Raw genomic sequence first — 17,232 nt, 5'->3', positions numbered from 1 at the left:
GGTTTTTCCGGTCCCGTGTGCGGCGCCGTTAATCAGCGTCTCCCTAGCGGATCTGTTCCATCTGGTCGCGGCGGAAGGCCCAGGTACGGGTGATCACCAGTTCGTCGTATTCCTCGCGCATCGCCTCGGTGAATGGCGCGTAGGGGGCCGCCAGTTCCACGATGCGGATGGCGGCCTGGTCGAGGACCGGTTCGCCCGAGCTGCGGGCGACCTCGATGTTGATCAGCTCGCCCTCCGGGTTCAGGCGGACCGACAGGACCAGGGTCCCCGACAGGCCGCGGCGCCGCGCCTCGTCCGGATAGTTCACGTTGCCCAGGCGTTGCACCTTGTTGATCCAGGCCTGCAGGTAGGCGGCCTCGGGAGCGCTGCGCGCGGCCAGGCTGTCGAGGTAGCGCGTGCGGCTGGCGCGGGTGGAGAAGGTCTGGCGCTCTTCGGCCGGCGCGGCGCGGGCGCTTTCCAGGCCGCGATTCATCAGTGTAGCGGCAGAGGGTCGGTCCTCGGCATCGGGAGACTCCAGCGGCTCGGGGTCGGCGACCTCGGGGGGCGCTGCGCGCTCGTCCGGGGTCTCGGCGGTGACCTGTTCCGGTTCCGGCTCGGGTTCCGGGAGCGCCGGGTCCATTACCAGCGGGCCGGCCTCTGGCAGTGGCGCGTCGAGGCCCTCTGGCTCGGGCTCGCCGACGCCGGCATCCTCCGCATCCGGGGCCTGCGCCTCGCGGATCTCCTCGCCCTCGCCGCTGGCGGCCTGATCCCGGGTGGCCATGTGCTCGACCTCGGCGTCCGGCTCCGGTGGCGGGGCGTCGGGGTCGGTGATCCAGGTGATGTCCAGGGGCTCGCGGGTGGGGGTCTCGATGGGATCGACCGCGAAGCCGATGCCGAGGATGATCAGCGCATGCGCGATCACCGCGAGGAAGATCATGGTCCCCAGGTGGTCCTGTACGCGGGGCGTTTCCGGCGGGGGCGTGCCGGCCGGCCGTCCGGCGTGGGCGTCCGAAGCGGTATTCGCCGTCATGCCCCCTCCGGCCCACGGCGGACGCACACGGCCCCGGGGCCCGTGGGACGGGCCGGGCTGGCGTTAATGATTGGCGGTGGGGTTGCGGACATGGCGCTGGATTCGCGGGTCGGCGAGCACGTGGGCGGTCAGTATACCGGTCAGGCTGCCGGTGATCAGGGCGGTGAGCAACAGTGGCGGCAGCACCAGGGGCAGGTTGGGGTGCGGGATGATGATTGCCCAGGCGAGCAGAAACTGCCCGGTGATGTGGGCCATCGCGGCGGCGATGGCCAGGCCCACTGGACCGACATGCCGGGGGGCGAAGGGGCGCAGGGCGGCCAGCAGGGCGAGGCTCGCCACGGCGCCGGCCAGCGACAGCCAGAACGCGGGGCTCAGCAGGGTCCCCAGCAGCAGGCTGCTGCCGACCACCCGGATCAGGGTGACCGCGACCGCCGCGCGCCAGCCCAGGATCAGCAGGGTGACCAGGGTGACGATGTTGGCCAGCCCCGGCTTGATGCCCGGGACCGGACTGGGGATGGCGGCCTCGAGGATCTGGATGCCGATGGCAATGGCGGCCAGCGCGGCGATCGCGCGGTCGCGGGTGTCGGTCCCGGCATGCGGATCGCCGGTCATCGTGGGCACATCAGTAATGCATGCTGTCGAAGCCGGGTTCCGTGCCGAGGACCTGCAGGGTCAGCCGATTGGGCAGGCTGACGGCGACCTCGCCGTGGGCCTGCAGCCAGCCGCTGGCCTCGCAGATGTTCTGGCGCCCGGGGGAGTCGGCGCAACGCGCCCGGCCGGGCTCGATCTCGATGCGGGTGATGCCGGCCGGACCGTGGATTTCGAGCACCCGGGCCCGGTCCAGCGGCTCGTGTTGCGGCGTGGCGCCGGCCTGGTTGATGACCAGCACCCGGGCATCCCCCGAGGGGCTGTAGGCGAGCGTGAAGGCCGCGACCACGATCCCTGCGGCCAGAGTCCCGATCAGGATGTCGCCCCAGCGCAGCAGGCCGCGGTTCACGGCAGTTCGCGAATCACGAACGGCTCCCGGTCGGGGCCGGGTTGTACGCGCAAGGCCAGCGCCGGCGTGGCCTCGATGCGGTCGTCCAGTACCACCAGGGCCTGCTCGATGCCCATTTTGCGGGCGTATTCCGGCCAGGCGTCGGGCCCGGCGATCATCAGCGTGGTGGCGGCGGCGTCGGCCAGCGCCGGGTCGTGGTGGAGCACCGTGGCGCTGTCGATTCCCTGGCTCGGGCGGCCGCTGCGCGGGTCGATGACGTGGTGGATGCGCTCGCCCTCCCAGTCGTAGCCGCGTTCGTAGTCGCCGGAGGTGAACAGGGCCTCGCCGGCGTCCAGTTCGATACTGCCGAGCACGCCGCCATGCGGATGGCGGATTCCCACCCGCCAGGGCCGTTCGCTGGGCCGCCCCAGGGTCATCAGGTCGCCGCCGGCGTTGAAGATCGCGGCGTCGACGCCGCGTTCCGCCAGCAGCTCCAGCACGCGCTCCACCGCCAGGCCCTTGGCCAGTCCGCCGAAGTCGAGCTGCAGATCCGGATGCGTCCCGCGCAGACGCACGCCGTTGCGTTCGATGTCCTGCATGCGGGGCGGATCGTCCAGCAGCTCGGCCAGGGTGGCCTCGTCCGGGGGCGGGCCGTCGGGTTCGTCCTGATGGAAGCCCCAGGCGGCGACCAGCTTGCCCAGTGCGGGATTGAACAGGCCGTCGCTCAGGGTCTCCATCTCGCGGCCGCGCTCGATCAGCGGCAGTACCGATGGCGGCGCGCTGAACTCGCCCTGCATGGCCAGCAGATCGTTGGTGCGCCCGAGCGACCCGGGTTCCCATGCATGCCAGGAGGTATGCAGGATCTCCAGTTCCTCCTGAACCGCGGTCCCGATCGCCTCCACGTCGTATTCGCCGGCCGGGTAAAGGCTGAGATCCACCAGCGTGCCGAAGGCGTAGAAGGCGAGCTGTTCGGTGTCGGATTCGTCGCGCCCGCAGGCGAACAGCAGACTGGTTGCGAGCAGCAGGAGCAGGGTTTGGGTGATCGCGGCGCGCATGTCGGTCATCCTTCGATCGGGCGAGTGAGGTAGTCGATGTACTGGCCGGCCAGGTCGCCGCCGCCCGCCGCGTCCAGTTCGCGGACGCCGGTGGGGCTGGTGACGTTGATCTCGGTCAGGGAGTCCCCGATCACGTCGATGCCGACGAAGTCCAGCCCGCGGGCCTTCAGCTCCGGGGCGATCTCGTGACAGATCCAGCGATCGCGTTCGGTCAGGGGCACGGCCTCGCCCCGGCCGCCGGCGGCCAGGTTGGCGCGGCTTTCACCCGCGGCCGGGATGCGGGCCAAAGCGTGGTCGTAGGGCTCGCCGCCGATCAGGATGATGCGCTTGTCGCCAGCGGTGAACTCCGGCAGGAAGCGCTGCGCGACCACGCTGCGCTGGTCGAATTCGGTGATGGTCTCGAGGATCACCGAGGTGTTCGGGTCGCCCTGGCGGACACGGAATATCGAGGCCCCGCCCATGCCGTCCAGCGGTTTGACCACGATGTCTCCCTGCGCCTCGAGGAAGGCGCGGATCCGGCCCCGGTCACGGGTAATCAATGTGGGCGGGCAGCACTGGGGGAAGTGGACGGTAAAGGCCTTCTCGTTGACATCGCGCAGGGCCTGCGGGCGGTTCGATACCCGTACGCCGTCGCGCTCGGCGAGCTCGAGGGCGTAGGTCGCGTAGATGTACTCCAGATCGAACGGCGGGTCCTTGCGCATCAGCAGCAGGTCAAAGCGCGCCGCCGGACCCGTCACGGGCTCGCCCAGGGTGAAGAAGTCCTCGCGCCGGTCGTGCACCTCGATCGGGCGGCTCCGGGCCGCCGCCCGGCCCTCCTCGATCCACAGGTCGGCCGGTTCCAGGTAGTGCAGGCGATGGCCGCGGGCCTGTGCCGCCAGCATCATGGCGAAGGTGGTGTCCTTCCACGGTTTGATACCCGTGATCGGGTCCATCAGGATGGCGATGTTCTGGGCCACGTTGCCTCGCGCGAACGGGATGTGCCGGGGAGTATGCCATGCCCGTCGGGGCCGTCGGTGACCCCGCAAGCTGGATCAGGGCCGCGCGTATTGCAGTCCCCGGTATGCAATATCATTGTGTGCTGTTTGTCACAGAGCCCCGGTTCCGCTAGATTCGGGGCGAAATGACCTCAGGGGGAAAAGGTGTCTAACGCGCTTGCCGAAGCGGACTCGGCCACCGAGTTTCAGGGGCTCAAGGTCATGGTGATCGATGACAGCAAGACCATTCGGCGTACCGCCGAATCCTTGCTGCAGAAGCACGGGGCCGAAGTCATCACCGCCGTGGACGGCTTCGAGGCGCTGTCCAAGGTCGCACAGTCGCGCCCGGACATTATCTTCATCGACGTCATGATGCCGCGCCTGGATGGCTACCAGACCTGCGCACTGATCAAGAACAACCGGGAATTCCGTGCCACGCCGATCATCATGCTGTCGAGCAAGGACAGCGTGTTCGACAAGGCGAAGGGGCGCGTTGTGGGGTCGGAGGACTACCTCACCAAGCCGTTTACCCGGGATGACCTCCTGGGCGCCATGCGCCGATACGCCAGTCCTGCGGCGTGATACGCAGCGTCGCCACTGCACACTAACCAAGGAAAGACGAACCCCATGGCCCGCATTCTGATCGTTGACGATTCGCCGACCGAAATCCACGTCCTGCGCACGATGCTCGAGAAGAACGGGCACTCGGTGACCACTGCCGAGAGTGGCGAGGATGGGGTCGCCGCCGCCAAGTCGCAGGTGCCGGATCTGGTCCTGATGGATGTGGTGATGCCGGGCCTGAATGGCTTCCAGGCCACGCGTCAGCTTTCCCAGGCGGATGAAACGGCGCACGTCCCGGTGGTTGTGGTCAGCACCAAGGACCAGGCTACCGACCGGGTCTGGGCGATGCGTCAGGGGGCTCGCGACTACATCACCAAGCCAGTGGTCGAGAAGGACCTGCTGGCCACCATCGGGAAATATCTGTCGGCATGAAGACCGACCTGTCCTCGCCGTTTGCGTTGATCGCGAGCCTTGATCGCGAAGGGCGCCGCGTCAATCGCGAACTGCGGCGGGACATCGGGACCGGCTGGCGCGGCGTCCTGTTGCGGGTCGGCGATTTTCGCTTCCTGGTCGACATGGACTCGATTGCGGAGGTCGCCGACCCAATGGCGCTGACCCGCGTGCCGCTGGCGGATTCCGCCGTGCTCGGCGTGGGCAATCTGCGGGGACTGGTGCTGCCGGTCTTCGACATGGGCCGGCTGCTGCTGGACCGGCCATTGCCGGACGACGCGAGCGGGCAGCGCATCGTGGTGGCGCCCCAGGGCCAGGGCCTGGCCGGGCTTCTGGTCAGCCAGGTCGAGGGGATGCGCCGCTGCATCCCCTCCCAGCGGCGCCTGGAGGTCTCGGTACCCGAGGCCGTCCGCCCATTCATTACCGGCGGGTTCGATCTGGGGCACCGGTTGCATCCGGTGCTGGATCTGGACCTGCTACTCAATGACAACAATCGCTTTACCGGCACGGGCATGGCCGGTACATCCAATAGCGAACAGTCCGCAGCTACCGTCTGATGACGGGGTTCGCGGTGCTGCGACAGGGAGTATGAACTGATGGGATCGAGTCGTCGCGCACGTAACTTCGTCCTCGGGGGCTTGCTGGTGCTGGCCCTGATCGCGACAGGCGGGGCCTTTACCTACCACGAGTACGAGCAGAGTCAGTACCGTGACCGGATCGCGCTGGCCAATGACCTGCGTCTGTTGTCGCAGCGTCTCGCCACCAGCTCGCTGGAGGCGGCAGCCGGCTCCGAGCAGGCATTCCGCGACCTGCAGTCTCTGCGCGATGACTTCGAGGCCCGCCTGGATCGAATCCGCCAGGGGGGTGACGGCCTGCAGCCACTTCCGGAACCCTTGCAAGAGGATATCGCCGCGGTGGATCGTGAATGGTCGGCGTACCGGGACAACATCAACACCGTCATCCTCGGGCGCTCGGATATCCAGTTGATCACGGAATTTTCCGACGCGGTGGCCGCGTTTTCTCCGGAGCTCTCGCGCCTGTCCGACGATGTGGTGCGGCGCATGACCCGGATCGGCGAGCCGCCTGAGCAGGTCTATGTGGCGGCGCGCCAGACCATGCTGATTCAGCGTATCGCCAACAGCCTGGGCCGCGTGCTCCAGGGGGGCGCCGAGGCGGCCCCCGCGATCGAGCGCTTCGAGCGTGATGCCACGTTGTACGGCCGCGTGCTGGACGGCCTGATCGAGGGTTTCGCCCCGCTGGGGGTCGAACCCGTTGATGACCCTCAAGCGCGTGCCCTGCTGATGGAGATCGCCACGCTGTTCGTCGCCTTTAGCGAGGCCGTGGAAGGCGTCCTGGACACCTCCACCCAGGTGTTCGAGGTCAATGCGGCGGCCTCCAATGTCGAGGCCAGCAGTGGTGCGATGCTGGAGACCACCGGTGACTTCGAGAATGCCATCACCGTCGAGGCCGAGCGCGCGGGCGTGATTGCGCTCATCGGCTTTGGGTTCGGTGGCCTCGCGCTGCTGCTGCTGATCGCGATGGGCCTGTTCCTCTACCGCGATACCAAGCGCGAGCTGGCCGAGACCGAGGCGCAGAACGAACGCAACCAGCAGGCGATCCTGCGCCTGCTCGATGAAATGATGAACCTTGCGGATGGTGACCTCACGGTCAACGCGACGGTGACCGAGGACTTCACCGGGGCCATCGCGGATTCGATGAACTACGCGATCGAGAACCTGCGCACCCTGGTCGCGACGATCAACACGGTGGCGGCCGATATCAGCGAATCGTCGGCCACGACGCGGTCACAGGTTCTCGGGCTGGCCGAGAAGTCGGAAGAACAGGCCCGCGAGATCCAGCGCGCGGACGATGCGATCGACGAGGTGTCGGGCTCGGTCGACAAGGTCGCCCAGGATGCCGAACAGTCGGCCTCCGTGGCACGTAACTCGGTGGAGATCGCATCCCGCGGGGCGGGTACCGTGCGCCGCTCCATCGAGGGCATGGACAACATCCGCGAACAAATCCAGGAGACGGCGAAACGGATCAAGCGCCTGGGCGAATCGTCCCAGGAGATCGGCGACATCATCGGCCTGATCAACGACATCGCGGAACAGACCAACGTGCTCGCACTGAATGCGGCGATCCAGGCCTCCGCCGCGGGCGAGGCCGGACGTGGCTTCGCGGTGGTGGCCGACGAGGTCCAGCGCCTCGCGGAACGCTCCTCCAGTGCAACCCGTCAGGTGGAGGGCCTGGTCAAGGCCATCCAGGCGGATACCAGCGAGGCCGTGAGCTCCATGGAGCAGAGTACTGCCAACGTGGTCCAGGGGGCCGAACTGGCCCAGGCCGCGGGCGAGGCCCTGTCCGAGATCGAGCAGGTCTCCAGCGATCTGGCGGACCTGATCGACGGTATCTCCTCGTCGGCGCGCAAGCAGTCCGAGATGGCGCAGGATGTGACCTCCATCATGGCCCAGATCCGCGAGATTACCTCCGAGACCACGCAGGGGACCCAGTCCACTGCGGCGGCGATCGGCGACCTGGCCCAGCTCTCGGCCCAGCTGCAGTCCTCGGTATCGGACTTCAAGCTGCCGGAGCCGGGCGGTACCACCGAGCGCGTCGATGTTGCGATCGAGGAGGAGCCGGCTTCCGACTCCGATCCGACCTCTTCCGACGAACAACGGGCCTGACGGCGGACGCGGCCGATGGCATCCAGCGCACTGAACTGGGTCCGCGACGAGCTCGACAAGCTGTTTGTCGAGGTCCAGGACGCGTTGCGACGGTACTCCGACGATCCGGGCTGTAGCGATTGTCTGGCCGAGGCGCGCAGCCGTGTCGAACAGATCCGCAACACCCTGGTCATGGTCCAGGTCGACAGCGTGGTTCTGATCTGCGACGAGATGCTGCAGGTCCTGGACCAGATCGAACGCGCTGACCAGCCGAATGTGGCTGCCACCGAGCCGCTTCTGCGGGCCGCCCTGCAATTGCCCGACTACCTCGAGAACGAGGGCGATGGCGAATTGCCGTCGCCCATGATCCTCGTCCCCTTGCTGAATGAGCTGCGCAACAGTCGCGGCGCTTCGTTGCTGCTGGACGTCGCGGCGTTGATGCCGGACCCGCAGACAGTGGACGACGAGCGTGTGGGCTCGGGTGGAGACGTGCTCGACCCGGCATCTCGCGTCCCGCTGCTGCAACAGGCGCGCCGGCGCTTCCAGCGCGATCTGCTGGAATTGGTGCGCGGCGAAGATGCGACCGAACCGGCCGCTCGAATGCAGGCGACCGCCCGCGTTGTGGAGGAGGCGGTTCCGGCGGGCGAGGCCCGGCGCTTGTTCTGGGTCGCCGGTGCGGTGCTCGAGGCGGTCGCCGAGGGCGGTGTCGAGGCCGATACCGACGTGCGTCGACTGGTTGGGCGGGTCGATCGCGAGCTTGGGCGCTATCTGAACGCTTTGTCGGCCCATGTGGAGGCCGGTAATGCCGGATCGGAGCCGCAATACGAGGCATCGCCCGATCTGATCAAGACGCTGCTGTTCCACGTTGCCTGTGCGACCTCCGAGGGCGAACAGACCCTCGCCGTGCGCGAGGTCTTCGGGCTCGACCGGTTGAGCCTCGTGGAAGGCGGTACCGGGGTGGGCCGTTCGGTCTACGACAACCTGCGGCAGGCCCTGGAAGACGACCTTGCCGAGGTCCGCGAGCGGCTGGATGTCTTGATGCGTTCGCAGGTGCGGGGCGTCGACGACCTCGAGAGCCTGCGCGGGCAGGTCGAGCGTATTGGCTCGACGCTCAGTCTTCTCGGGCTGGATGCCGGGCAGGAGCACACCGACGCCCTGATGGCATCGCTTACGCCCGAGCGAGCGGGCGAGGCGGATGAACAGGTCGACATGGTGCTGGCAGAGCACCTGCTGGCGCTGGAGTCCCTGCTGGAATCCGGTCTGCGCCGCAAGAGCAGCAGCCCCACGCCACAGGCCCAATTCGATCGCGCTCTGGCGGCGGCAGTCTACAAGGAGGCCCTGGTCGATGTGCGCCGGGTCCGCGACATTTTCCTCGGATTCCTCGATGCTGGCGCGGACGCCTCTGGCGATGGTCTCGACGAGGCCCGCGAGGGGCTGCGCCGGATCGAGGGGGCGATGTCGATGTCCGGCTTCGAGGCCCTGCACGCCCTGCTGGGCCCGCTGATCCGTCATCTCGACTCCCGTGCCGGCATGGCCGCGGCCGAACTCGACGAAGGCGAGATCGAGGCCCTTGCCGAGGTCCTCAGCAGTATCGAGGTCGCCCTGGAGTCCTCCGGACAGCCCTGGCGTGAACTGGACAGTGTCCACGAACGCGGGATTGCGGCCCTGCAGCGCATCGGTGCGATCTCCGGTGGCGAAGTCGCGGCCACTCATCTGGCTGCGGTCCCGGATGCGCCGGCAGCGGATGTCGACGGAGAACAGGCGCCGGGTCTCGAGGCCGAAGTGGGAGAGGCCGGCCTCGCCGAAGCGCCGATCCTGGATCTCGACATGTCTGTCGATGAACCCGGCGAGGTGCCACTGGACGCGATCGACGATGCAGATGCCGCCGACGCCGCTGCAACGCCTGTCGTGCAACCGGCGCGCCCGCTGCCCGCGGGCGGTCGCGATTCGCTGCCTTTCGACGACAGCGTGCTGGCGGAGCAGGTCCGCGGTCCGGATGTCGACCTGGAGATCCTGGAAATCTTCCTCGAGGAGGCGGACGAGGAGGTAGCCAGCCTGGGTGAACACTTCCCCCGCTGGCAGGCCAACCCGGCCGATCTCGACAGCCTCTCGGTCATTCGGCGTTCCTTCCACACCCTGAAGGGGTCGGGTCGGCTGGCCGGCGCCTTGCGCCTGGGCGAGTTCGCCTGGGCCGTGGAGTCGTTCCTCAACCGCCAGCTGGATTCCGGCCAGGAGGCGGACCACGCCACGTTGCAGGTGATTGAGGATGGCATCGGCGTCCTGCCCGGCCTGGTGGCGGAGGTGCGTGACGATACCGGGCCGGTTACGCCGGTTCTGGACATTGCCCTGCGCCTGCGTGCTCTGGCCGGCGGAGAGCCGGAACCCGAGGCCGAGGCGGAGGATGACGAGCCGGCCGTGCGCGCAGCGCCGCCGGGTGCGGACGCGGAGTTCGAGGCCCTGGCGCGGACCCTCGACGAACTGGACGCACCGGATTCGCTGGCAGTCGCCGAGGTGGCGGCCCCCGACCAGGACGAGGCTGCCGACGAGCTCCTGCAGGAGTCGGGCGCCTTTGTGCCCGATCTGCCGCCGGATGCCCTCGACCCGGAGAACGCCGAAGCCGAATCCGTCGAGTCCTCGCAAGGCGAGGAACCTGTCTTTCAGTCGGAGACCGACGCACCGCCGTCGGCTGAGGCGTCCGTCGAACCGCTGGATCTCGACGCCCTGGAACTCCCCGCCGATGCCTTCGAGTTGACCGAAGAGGCGCTGACCGAGGGAGAAGCGACGGCCCCGGATGTTGGGGTCGAGGTCGGGGAGCATTCCGGTGCCGTCGAGGAAGGTGCCCTCGAAGGTCCTGTAGACGGAGAGGCCGAGGCTGAAGAGCAGCCGGAGGTCGCGTCCGAGCCCGTGGCCGCTCGCATGGACACGGATCCCCAGCTGTGGCAGGTGTTTGCCGCCGAGGCGCAGGTCCATCTGCTCGCGCTGCGTGGCTGGCTGGACGAGTCCCAGTGGCGCCCGGACCGGGTTCCGAACCATGACCTGGAGCGGGCGCTGCATACCCTGAACGGCAGCGCCCGGACGGCCGATATCCGTGGCATTTATTCGGTGTGCGGACCGTTCGAACGGCTGATCCGGATCCATCGCGACATGGAATGGGCACTGCCGGCGCAGGCCATCGAGTTGCTGCGGCAGCTGGAGACGTATGTCGCCGATGCAGTCGGCGATGAGGCGCCGGACCCGCTCAAGGTCCTGGATCCGCCGCCCTGGGCCCCGGAGGTCTATGGCCTGCTGGATACCGCGACCGCGGAACAGCTGCTGCGGACTGAAGACGATGCCAGCGAGGAAGAGTCGCCCGACTTCGACGACCTCGATGTCGCCGAGTCGACCGCAGAGCCGGAACCGGAACCGGAACCGGAGATCGACTGGGAGTTCGCCGAGGTCTTCATCGAGGAGGCACGCGATATCCTCGAGTCTGCGTTCACTGCCCTGAATGGCTGGCGCGAGACTGGGGGGCGCCCGGGGCCGGATCAGCATGCCTTCCAGCGCGAAGTGCACACCCTGAAGGGCAGTGCCCGCATGGCCGGTTTCACCGTGGTCGGCGCCATTGCGCACGCCCTGGAGAGTGCGCTGAGCGTGGAGACGGAGACCGGTCTGGAGCCGCGCGACGGCTTCTTCCAGCTTGCCGAGCGGGCCTTGAGCGACGTGCAGCGTCTGGTCGAGCGCGGGGTCGGGGCCTGGCAGATGGACGAGTCGGCCAGCGAATCGCTGCCAGCCCTGCGCGCCTGGGCCGGGGGTGAAGCGGACGCCGAATCGACCGACGCGGAGCCCGAGGCGGATACGTTTGAGAGCGACGACCCCGAAGCCGAAGATACATCCGAGAAGCATCTGGAAGTCGAGGAGTCGACAGCGGAGACCGATCGGCGCAGCCACGAGACGCCGGAGACCGAGGGCCGGCGGATCCAGGACCAGGTGCGCATGGATGCCGAGGTCCTCGACAGCCTGGTGAACAATGCCGGCGAGCTGGCGACCTTCCACCGCCGCTTCGAACAGACGGTTGGGCGGGTCGAGAGCCAGGTCGACGAACTGGATCGCACCATCGCCCGTCTGCGCGATCAGCTGCGCAAGCTCGAGATCGAGACCGAGACACAGATCCTGTTCCGGGTGGAGGAGGAGAGTGGCGAGGAAGCCCTCGACTTCGATCCGCTGGAAATGGACCGCTATTCCGGCATCCAGCAGCTGTCCCGCGCGCTCGCCGAGAGTGTCAGTGACCTCGAGGCCCTGAAGCAGGAAGTCGGTGACGAGTTGCAGAATGCCGGGGGCATCTTGCTGCAGCAGCGACGGGTGGGGACCGATCTGCAGGACCAGTTGATGCGTCAGCGCATGGTGCGTTTCGCGCGTATGGCTCCTCGGCTACGGCGGGTGGTGCGTCAGGCGGGCGAGGACCTGGGCAAACAGGTCCGTGTCGAATTCACCGGCCAGGGGGCCGAGATGGACCGTGCCCTGCTCGAACGCCTGGTGTCGCCGCTGGAGCACCTGCTGCGCAACGCCATTGCGCACGGAATCGAGGGTTCCGCCGAACGAGAACACGCACACAAGCCGGCGCAGGGCCACATCGATGTCAGCCTGGAGCAGTCCGGCAGTGAGATCCGGGTGCAGGTCACGGATGATGGCAGGGGCATCGATGCCGAGGCGATCCGGGCGCGCGCGGCGGAGCGCGGGCTCATTGCGACGGATGCCGAGGTCACGGATGCCCAGGCCCTGCAACTCATCCTGCAGTCCGGTTTCTCCACCGCCGCCGAGGTCTCGCAGGTGGCGGGACGCGGCGTTGGCCTGGACGTGGTGAACAGCGACGTGAAGCAGCTGGGCGGCACACTGGAGATCCAGTCGACGCCCGGCAAGGGTTCGCGTTTCACCATGCGCCTGCCGTTCACCCTGGCGATCTCGCAGGCCTTGCTGGTGCAGGTGGGCGAGGAAACCTTTGCGGTCCCGATGGCCTCGGTGGAGGGCGTGGTTCGCGCGCGTTCCGAGGAGATCGATCGCCGGGACGACGAGGCAATCTACAACTACATCGGTCAGGACTACGCAGTGCGCGGGCTCGGTGACTTGATGGGTGTGGAGAGTCAGGCGGGGGTCGAACACTTGCCGGATCATCCGTTCCCGTTGTTGCTCGTGCGCGCCGATGATCAGCGCATCGCGTTGCGCATTGACGGCCTGCTGGGTAGTCAGGAGGTTGTGGTGAAGTCGGTGGGCCCGGTCCTCAGTCGGATCCCGGGCGTGGCCGGTGCCACCCTCCAGGGTGATGGTTCGGTCATGCTGATCCTTGATCTGAGCATGTTGGTGCGCTTTGCCTCTGCGACGGCCTCCCTGGTGGAGACAAAGCAGGCTGTTGTCGAGACGGCGACCGCGAAACGGATCATGGTGGTGGATGACTCGATTACCATTCGCAAGGTCACCGCGCGTCTGCTGGCACGTCACGGCTACGATGTGGTCACGGCCCGAGATGGTCTCGATGCGGTGGGCCTGCTGGACGAGCGGCGCCCGCAGCTGATCCTGCTGGACGTGGAAATGCCGCGCATGGACGGCTTCGAGTTCGCCGCCCACGTGCGCGATCATCCGGACTTCGGGCGGGTGCCCATCATCATGATCACCTCGCGCAGCGGGACCAAGCACCGCGAGCGAGCCAACCGTCTCGGGGTCAACGGTTATCTCGGGAAGCCGTATCTGGAGAATGACCTGCTGAACGCGATCCGCGAGCAACTCGAAGGGATGCCGGCATGAGCGAGGAAGCACAGGGCCAGGCCGTCGAGGCGGTGATCGTTCAGCTGGATAGCGGCTCCATCCTGCTCCCGCGCAGCGCCTTTCTCGAGGTCACCACCCGCGCCGGGGCAGTCCAGCAGCAATCCGAGCATCCGGATGTCCCGTGGCTGCAGCCCAGCCTGATCTGGCAGGACGTGCAGGTTCCGGTGATCAACGTGAACCAGTTGCTGGATCCGGGCCGCGACAGCGGCGAGGATCGCCGGCGGTTCACCCGGCTTCTGGTGATGCAGGCAGTGATGCAGCCGGATCACCTGCCGTTTTATGCCCTGGAGGTTCGCGGTACGCCGCATCCGGTGCAGATCACCGCGCAGAATATCTATGCGCTGGAGGACGTCGACGCCACTCCGTGGTCCTGGCGGGTCAAGGCCTCGGGCGTGACGACTCACTTGCTACGGCTGGATACCCTCGAGCAGCGTCTGCTCGAGCTTGCGGAGACTCAGCCAGCCTGATCAGTGCGGCGGCGACCAGGCGACAACACCGGGTCGGCCCCGCCTGATGTGACTAGCCTCGAAGGTCCCCGAGGCGCGCCTGCACCAAGGTGATCAGGGCCATCGCGGCCGTCTCGGTGCGCAGGGTCCGCGGGCCCATCCCGACGCCCAGAAATCCGCCTGCCCGGGCCTGCTCGCGCTCCGCGGGTGTTAGCCCCCCTTCCGGTCCGATATACAGCGCCACTGCGCCGGGCGGGTGCCCGTGGGCGACAAGGCGCTCATCCAGCCCGGGCGCGCCTTCGTCGGCGAGCAGCCCAAGGCTGTCCGGGCATTCCGCGAGTGCGGCCGCGGGTGGGGCCGGTTGATGTAGCGCTGGCAGTTCATTGCGGCCGCATTGTTCCGCGGCGGCCTGCAGGATGCCCTGCCAGTGCCGCTGGCGCTTCTCCAGTCCCTTGTGGGCGGCGGCCGAACGCGAGCGTTCGCAGAGCACCGGGCGGATGGACTGTGCGCCGAGTTCCACGGCCTTCTGAATGGCCAGGTCCATATGGTCGCCACGGGCCACGCCCTGCAACAGGTGGATCGGAAACACGGGATGGGTCGGGGCGGCGGCACGGTCGCCCAGATGGAAGGTGCCGTGGCGTCGGTCGGTGAGTTCGAGGGTCGCGTCGAATTCGTTGCCGAGGCCGTCGAAGACGCGGCAGTGGGCACCGCTTTTCAGGCGCAGGACGGTGGTGGCGTAATGCAGCCGGTCCTGTGGGGCGGGGAGCGACTGCCCCGCGGCCAGTGCCTCGGATTCGAGCAGCAGCCGGGGGCATCGCATGTCGGGCTACTTCCGGTTGTCGAGGTCCAGGGCCTTCCAGATCTGTTCGGTCGGTCCGGCCTGGTTCATCGAATAGAAGTGGATCCCCGGCGCGCCGTGCGCGAGCAGGTCGTCGGTCAGACGCGTGGCGACCTCGATGCCGAATTTGCGGATCGATTCCTTGTCGTCGCCATAGGCCTCCATCCGCTTGCGGATGTAGCGCGGGATCTCGGCGCCGCACATCTCGGAGAAGCGCACGATCTGGGTGTAGTTGGTGATCGGCATGATCCCGGCAATGATCGGGATGGTGATGCCCATCTTCTCTACCCGTTCCATGAAGGCCACGTAGGCGTCCGGATTGTAGAAGTACTGGGTGATCGCGGCGTCGGCGCCAGCGTCCACCTTGGTCTTGAAGTTCTCCAGGTCCTTCTCGGCATTCGGTGCCTGCGGATGGAACTCCGGATAGGCCGCGACCTCGATCTTGAACTGGTCGCCGAACTCGGCGCGGACGAACTCCACCAGCTCGGAGGCATAACGGAAATCACCGCCGGAATGCTTGGTGCCGGACGGCAGATCGCCGCGCAGCGCCACGATACGTTTGACCCCGGTATCGCGGTAGGTCGACAGCAGGTCACGCAGCTCGTCCTTGGTCGACGAAATGCAGGAGACGTGCGGGGCGGCGGGGATGCCGTCGTTGTCGATGATGTCCTTGACCGTCTCCAGGGTGCGGTCGCGGGTGGAACCCCCGGCGCCGAAGGTGACGGAATAGAACTCGGGATTCAGGGCGCCCAGGCGCTTGCGGGCCTTGGCCAGGCGTTCGGCTCCGGCCTCGTCCTTGGGCGGGAAAAATTCAACGCTGTAGACGCGTTTTTGTGCAGACATGTTTGTCCTCCAGACAAAAAGAAGGCGGACCGCACGAACATGCGGCCCGCCTCGGCGTTCACATTAACAACGAATTGAAATGTGAGGCTGGCCGATCAGTAGCGGTAGTGTTCCGGCTTGAACGGACCATCCGCGGACATACCCAGGTACTTGGCCTGCTCGTCGGTCAGACGGGTCAGGTTGGCGCCCAGCTTGAACAGGTGCAGCTGTGCGACCTTCTCGTCCAGGTGCTTCGGCAGCACGAAGACGTTCTTGTCGTACTGGTCACCCTTGGTCCACAGCTCGATCTGAGCCAGGGTCTGGTTGGTGAAGGAGTTGGACATCACGAAGCTCGGATGACCGGTACCGCAGCCCAGGTTCACCAGGCGGCCTTCGGCCAGCATGATGATCCGGTTGCCGCTCGGCAGGATGATGTGGTCAACCTGCGGCTTGATGTTGTCCCACTCGTACTTGCGCATCGCGGCGACGGCGATCTCGGAGTCGAAGTGACCGATGTTGCAGACGATGGCCTGGTTCTTCATCCGGGTCATGTGATCTTCGGTGATCACGTCCTTGTTACCGGTGGCGGTGATGAAGATCTCGGCCTTGTCGGCCGCGTCTTCCATCGTGACCACGCGGAAACCTTCCATGGCGGCCTGCAGGGCGCAGATCGGGTCGATTTCGGTGATCCACACGGTGGCACCGAGACCGGCCAGCGACTGGGCGGCACCCTTGCCGACGTCACCGTAGCCGCAGACCACGGCGATCTTGCCGGCGATCATGACGTCGGTGGCGCGCTTGATGGAGTCCACGGTGGACTCACGGCAGCCGTACAGGTTGTCGAACTTGGACTTGGTGACCGAGTCGTTGACGTTGATCGCCGGGAAGGCCAGTTCGCCGTCCTTCGCCATCTGGTACAGGCGATGGACACCGGTGGTGGTCTCTTCGGTCACGCCCTTGATCTTGGCGAGCTGCTCGGAGTACCAGGTCGGCTGCTTGGCCAGGCGATCCTTGATCGCGGCAAACAGGGCGACTTCTTCTTCGTTATCCGGGCTGGAGATGACCGACTGGTCCTTCTCGGCCTTGGCGCCGATGTGCAGGAGCATCGTGGCGTCACCGCCATCGTCCAGGATCATGTTGGCGCCGCCGTCGAATTCGAAGATGCGGTGGCAGTAGTCCCAGTACTCTTCCAGGGTCTCGCCCTTCACGGCGAAGACCGGGGTGCCGGCGTCAGCAATTGCGGCCGCGGCGTGGTCCTGGGTGGAGTAGATGTTGCAGGAGGCCCAGCGCACGTCGGCACCCAGGGCTTCCAGGGTCTGGATCAGCACCGCGGTCTGGATGGTCATGTGCAGGGAGCCGGCGATCTTGGCGCCCTTCAGCGGCTTGGAGCCCGAGAACTCTTCGCGAGTCTGGACCAGGCCGGGCATTTCGGTCTCGGCAATCGCAATTTCCTTGCGGCCGAATTCGGCAAGGTTAATGTCCTTGACGACGTAATCGGTATTCTTTTTGTCGTTCATCACAGCATTCATGGATCAACTTCTCCGTTTCTCTGGATGAGCGCCGTGTTCATGTTTCAGGGTGCATCCGGCTGAGCCTGACGGTAAAACCGCTGCAGCGCTCCTCAGCCGGATGGGTATTTCGT

Annotated in this window: 14 protein-coding genes and 1 riboswitch; of the genes, 6 read left to right on the top strand and 8 right to left on the bottom strand. The window is 66.9% G+C overall.

Translation table 11 applies throughout. From position 1 onward, the window contains the following. Positions 1-43: 43 nt before the first annotated feature. The 5 genes from D578_RS0100955 to gshB all read right to left on the bottom strand — a co-directional run bounded on the left by D578_RS0100955 (position 44) and on the right by gshB (position 3,996). Positions 44-916, bottom strand: coding sequence for a TonB family protein (locus D578_RS0100955; protein WP_026289104.1), 873 nt, complete (start codon positions 914-916; stop codon positions 44-46). 156 nt (positions 917-1,072) lie between these two features. Next, positions 1,073-1,621, bottom strand: coding sequence for a Gx transporter family protein (locus D578_RS0100950; RefSeq protein WP_018948144.1), 549 nt, complete (start codon positions 1,619-1,621; stop codon positions 1,073-1,075). A gap of 10 nt (positions 1,622-1,631) precedes the next feature. Further along, positions 1,632-2,006, bottom strand: a complete 375-nt coding sequence (locus tag D578_RS0100945; RefSeq protein ID WP_018948143.1) for a NusG domain II-containing protein — start codon at positions 2,004-2,006, stop codon at positions 1,632-1,634. Continuing rightward, positions 2,003-3,040 carry an FAD:protein FMN transferase gene (locus tag D578_RS0100940; protein WP_026289103.1) on the bottom strand — a complete coding sequence of 346 codons (1,038 nt, stop codon included), beginning with the start codon at positions 3,038-3,040 and terminating at the stop codon, positions 2,003-2,005. The genes D578_RS0100945 and D578_RS0100940 overlap by 4 nt, the downstream gene beginning before the upstream one ends. Before the next feature lie 5 nt (positions 3,041-3,045). Next, on the bottom strand, positions 3,046-3,996 hold the full coding sequence (gene gshB, locus D578_RS0100935; RefSeq protein WP_018948141.1) for a glutathione synthase: 951 nt from the start codon (positions 3,994-3,996) through the stop codon (positions 3,046-3,048). 183 nt (positions 3,997-4,179) lie between these two features. On the opposite strand from gshB, the gene pilG reads away from it, so the two are divergent. The 6 genes from pilG to D578_RS0100905 are packed head-to-tail and all read left to right on the top strand — an operon-like array spanning position 4,180 to position 13,951. Beyond that, positions 4,180-4,596 (top strand): twitching motility response regulator PilG, encoded by a 417-nt coding sequence (gene pilG / locus D578_RS0100930; RefSeq protein WP_018175663.1) that lies wholly within the window; start codon positions 4,180-4,182, stop codon positions 4,594-4,596. A gap of 45 nt (positions 4,597-4,641) precedes the next feature. Continuing rightward, complete coding sequence (locus D578_RS0100925; RefSeq protein ID WP_018145129.1) at positions 4,642-5,007, top strand: PleD family two-component system response regulator; 366 nt, start codon at positions 4,642-4,644, stop codon at positions 5,005-5,007. Next, positions 5,004-5,582: a chemotaxis protein CheW gene (locus D578_RS0100920; RefSeq protein WP_018948140.1), complete on the top strand. Its 579-nt coding sequence runs from the start codon at positions 5,004-5,006 to the stop codon at positions 5,580-5,582. Before D578_RS0100925 ends, D578_RS0100920 begins: the two co-directional genes overlap by 4 nt. A 39-nt stretch (positions 5,583-5,621) precedes the next feature. Then, on the top strand, positions 5,622-7,709 hold the full coding sequence (locus D578_RS0100915) for a methyl-accepting chemotaxis protein (RefSeq protein WP_026289102.1): 2,088 nt from the start codon (positions 5,622-5,624) through the stop codon (positions 7,707-7,709). Between the two features lie 15 nt (positions 7,710-7,724). Then, positions 7,725-13,463: an Hpt domain-containing protein gene (locus tag D578_RS0100910; protein WP_018948138.1), complete on the top strand. Its 5,739-nt coding sequence runs from the start codon at positions 7,725-7,727 to the stop codon at positions 13,461-13,463. Next, a complete protein-coding gene (locus D578_RS0100905) occupies positions 13,460-13,951 on the top strand; it encodes a hypothetical protein (RefSeq protein ID WP_018948137.1) in 492 nt (163 codons plus the stop codon). Before D578_RS0100910 ends, D578_RS0100905 begins: the two co-directional genes overlap by 4 nt. A gap of 52 nt (positions 13,952-14,003) precedes the next feature. Here D578_RS0100905 and D578_RS0100900 read toward each other — a convergent pair whose 3' ends face one another. From D578_RS0100900 to ahcY, 3 genes are all read right to left on the bottom strand, one after another. Next, positions 14,004-14,750 (bottom strand): 16S rRNA (uracil(1498)-N(3))-methyltransferase, encoded by a 747-nt coding sequence (locus D578_RS0100900; protein ID WP_018948136.1) that lies wholly within the window; start codon positions 14,748-14,750, stop codon positions 14,004-14,006. A 6-nt stretch (positions 14,751-14,756) separates the two neighbouring features. Next, positions 14,757-15,611, bottom strand: a complete 855-nt coding sequence (metF, locus tag D578_RS0100895; RefSeq protein ID WP_018948135.1) for a methylenetetrahydrofolate reductase [NAD(P)H] — start codon at positions 15,609-15,611, stop codon at positions 14,757-14,759. A gap of 95 nt (positions 15,612-15,706) precedes the next feature. Continuing rightward, a complete protein-coding gene (gene ahcY / locus D578_RS0100890) occupies positions 15,707-17,119 on the bottom strand; it encodes an adenosylhomocysteinase (protein WP_018948134.1) in 1,413 nt (470 codons plus the stop codon). A gap of 19 nt (positions 17,120-17,138) precedes the next feature. Then, positions 17,139-17,219: riboswitch (S-adenosyl-L-homocysteine riboswitch) on the bottom strand. Between the last annotated feature and the right edge of the window lie 13 nt (positions 17,220-17,232).

The organism is Thioalkalivibrio sp. ALMg11 (assembly GCF_000377905.1).
Taxonomy (GTDB): domain Bacteria; phylum Pseudomonadota; class Gammaproteobacteria; order Ectothiorhodospirales; family Ectothiorhodospiraceae; genus Thioalkalivibrio.
The sequence above is the reverse complement of the archived record's forward strand: the minus strand, read 5'-3'. Positions and strand labels throughout refer to the sequence as shown.

Coding starts and splice junctions, on each gene's coding strand:
- D578_RS0100955 (WP_026289104.1), bottom strand. CDS start 916: ATGATCTTCCTCGCGGTGATCGCGCATGCGCTGATCATCCTCGGCATC.
- D578_RS0100950 (WP_018948144.1), bottom strand. CDS start 1,621: ATGACCGGCGATCCGCATGCCGGGACCGACACCCGCGACCGCGCGATC.
- D578_RS0100940 (WP_026289103.1), bottom strand. CDS start 3,040: ATGCGCGCCGCGATCACCCAAACCCTGCTCCTGCTGCTCGCAACCAGT.
- D578_RS0100925 (WP_018145129.1), top strand. CDS start 4,642: ATGGCCCGCATTCTGATCGTTGACGATTCGCCGACCGAAATCCACGTC.
- D578_RS0100920 (WP_018948140.1), top strand. CDS start 5,004: ATGAAGACCGACCTGTCCTCGCCGTTTGCGTTGATCGCGAGCCTTGAT.
- D578_RS0100915 (WP_026289102.1), top strand. CDS start 5,622: ATGGGATCGAGTCGTCGCGCACGTAACTTCGTCCTCGGGGGCTTGCTG.
- D578_RS0100910 (WP_018948138.1), top strand. CDS start 7,725: ATGGCATCCAGCGCACTGAACTGGGTCCGCGACGAGCTCGACAAGCTG.
- D578_RS0100905 (WP_018948137.1), top strand. CDS start 13,460: ATGAGCGAGGAAGCACAGGGCCAGGCCGTCGAGGCGGTGATCGTTCAG.
- D578_RS0100900 (WP_018948136.1), bottom strand. CDS start 14,750: ATGCGATGCCCCCGGCTGCTGCTCGAATCCGAGGCACTGGCCGCGGGG.
- metF (WP_018948135.1), bottom strand. CDS start 15,611: ATGTCTGCACAAAAACGCGTCTACAGCGTTGAATTTTTCCCGCCCAAG.
- ahcY (WP_018948134.1), bottom strand. CDS start 17,119: ATGAATGCTGTGATGAACGACAAAAAGAATACCGATTACGTCGTCAAG.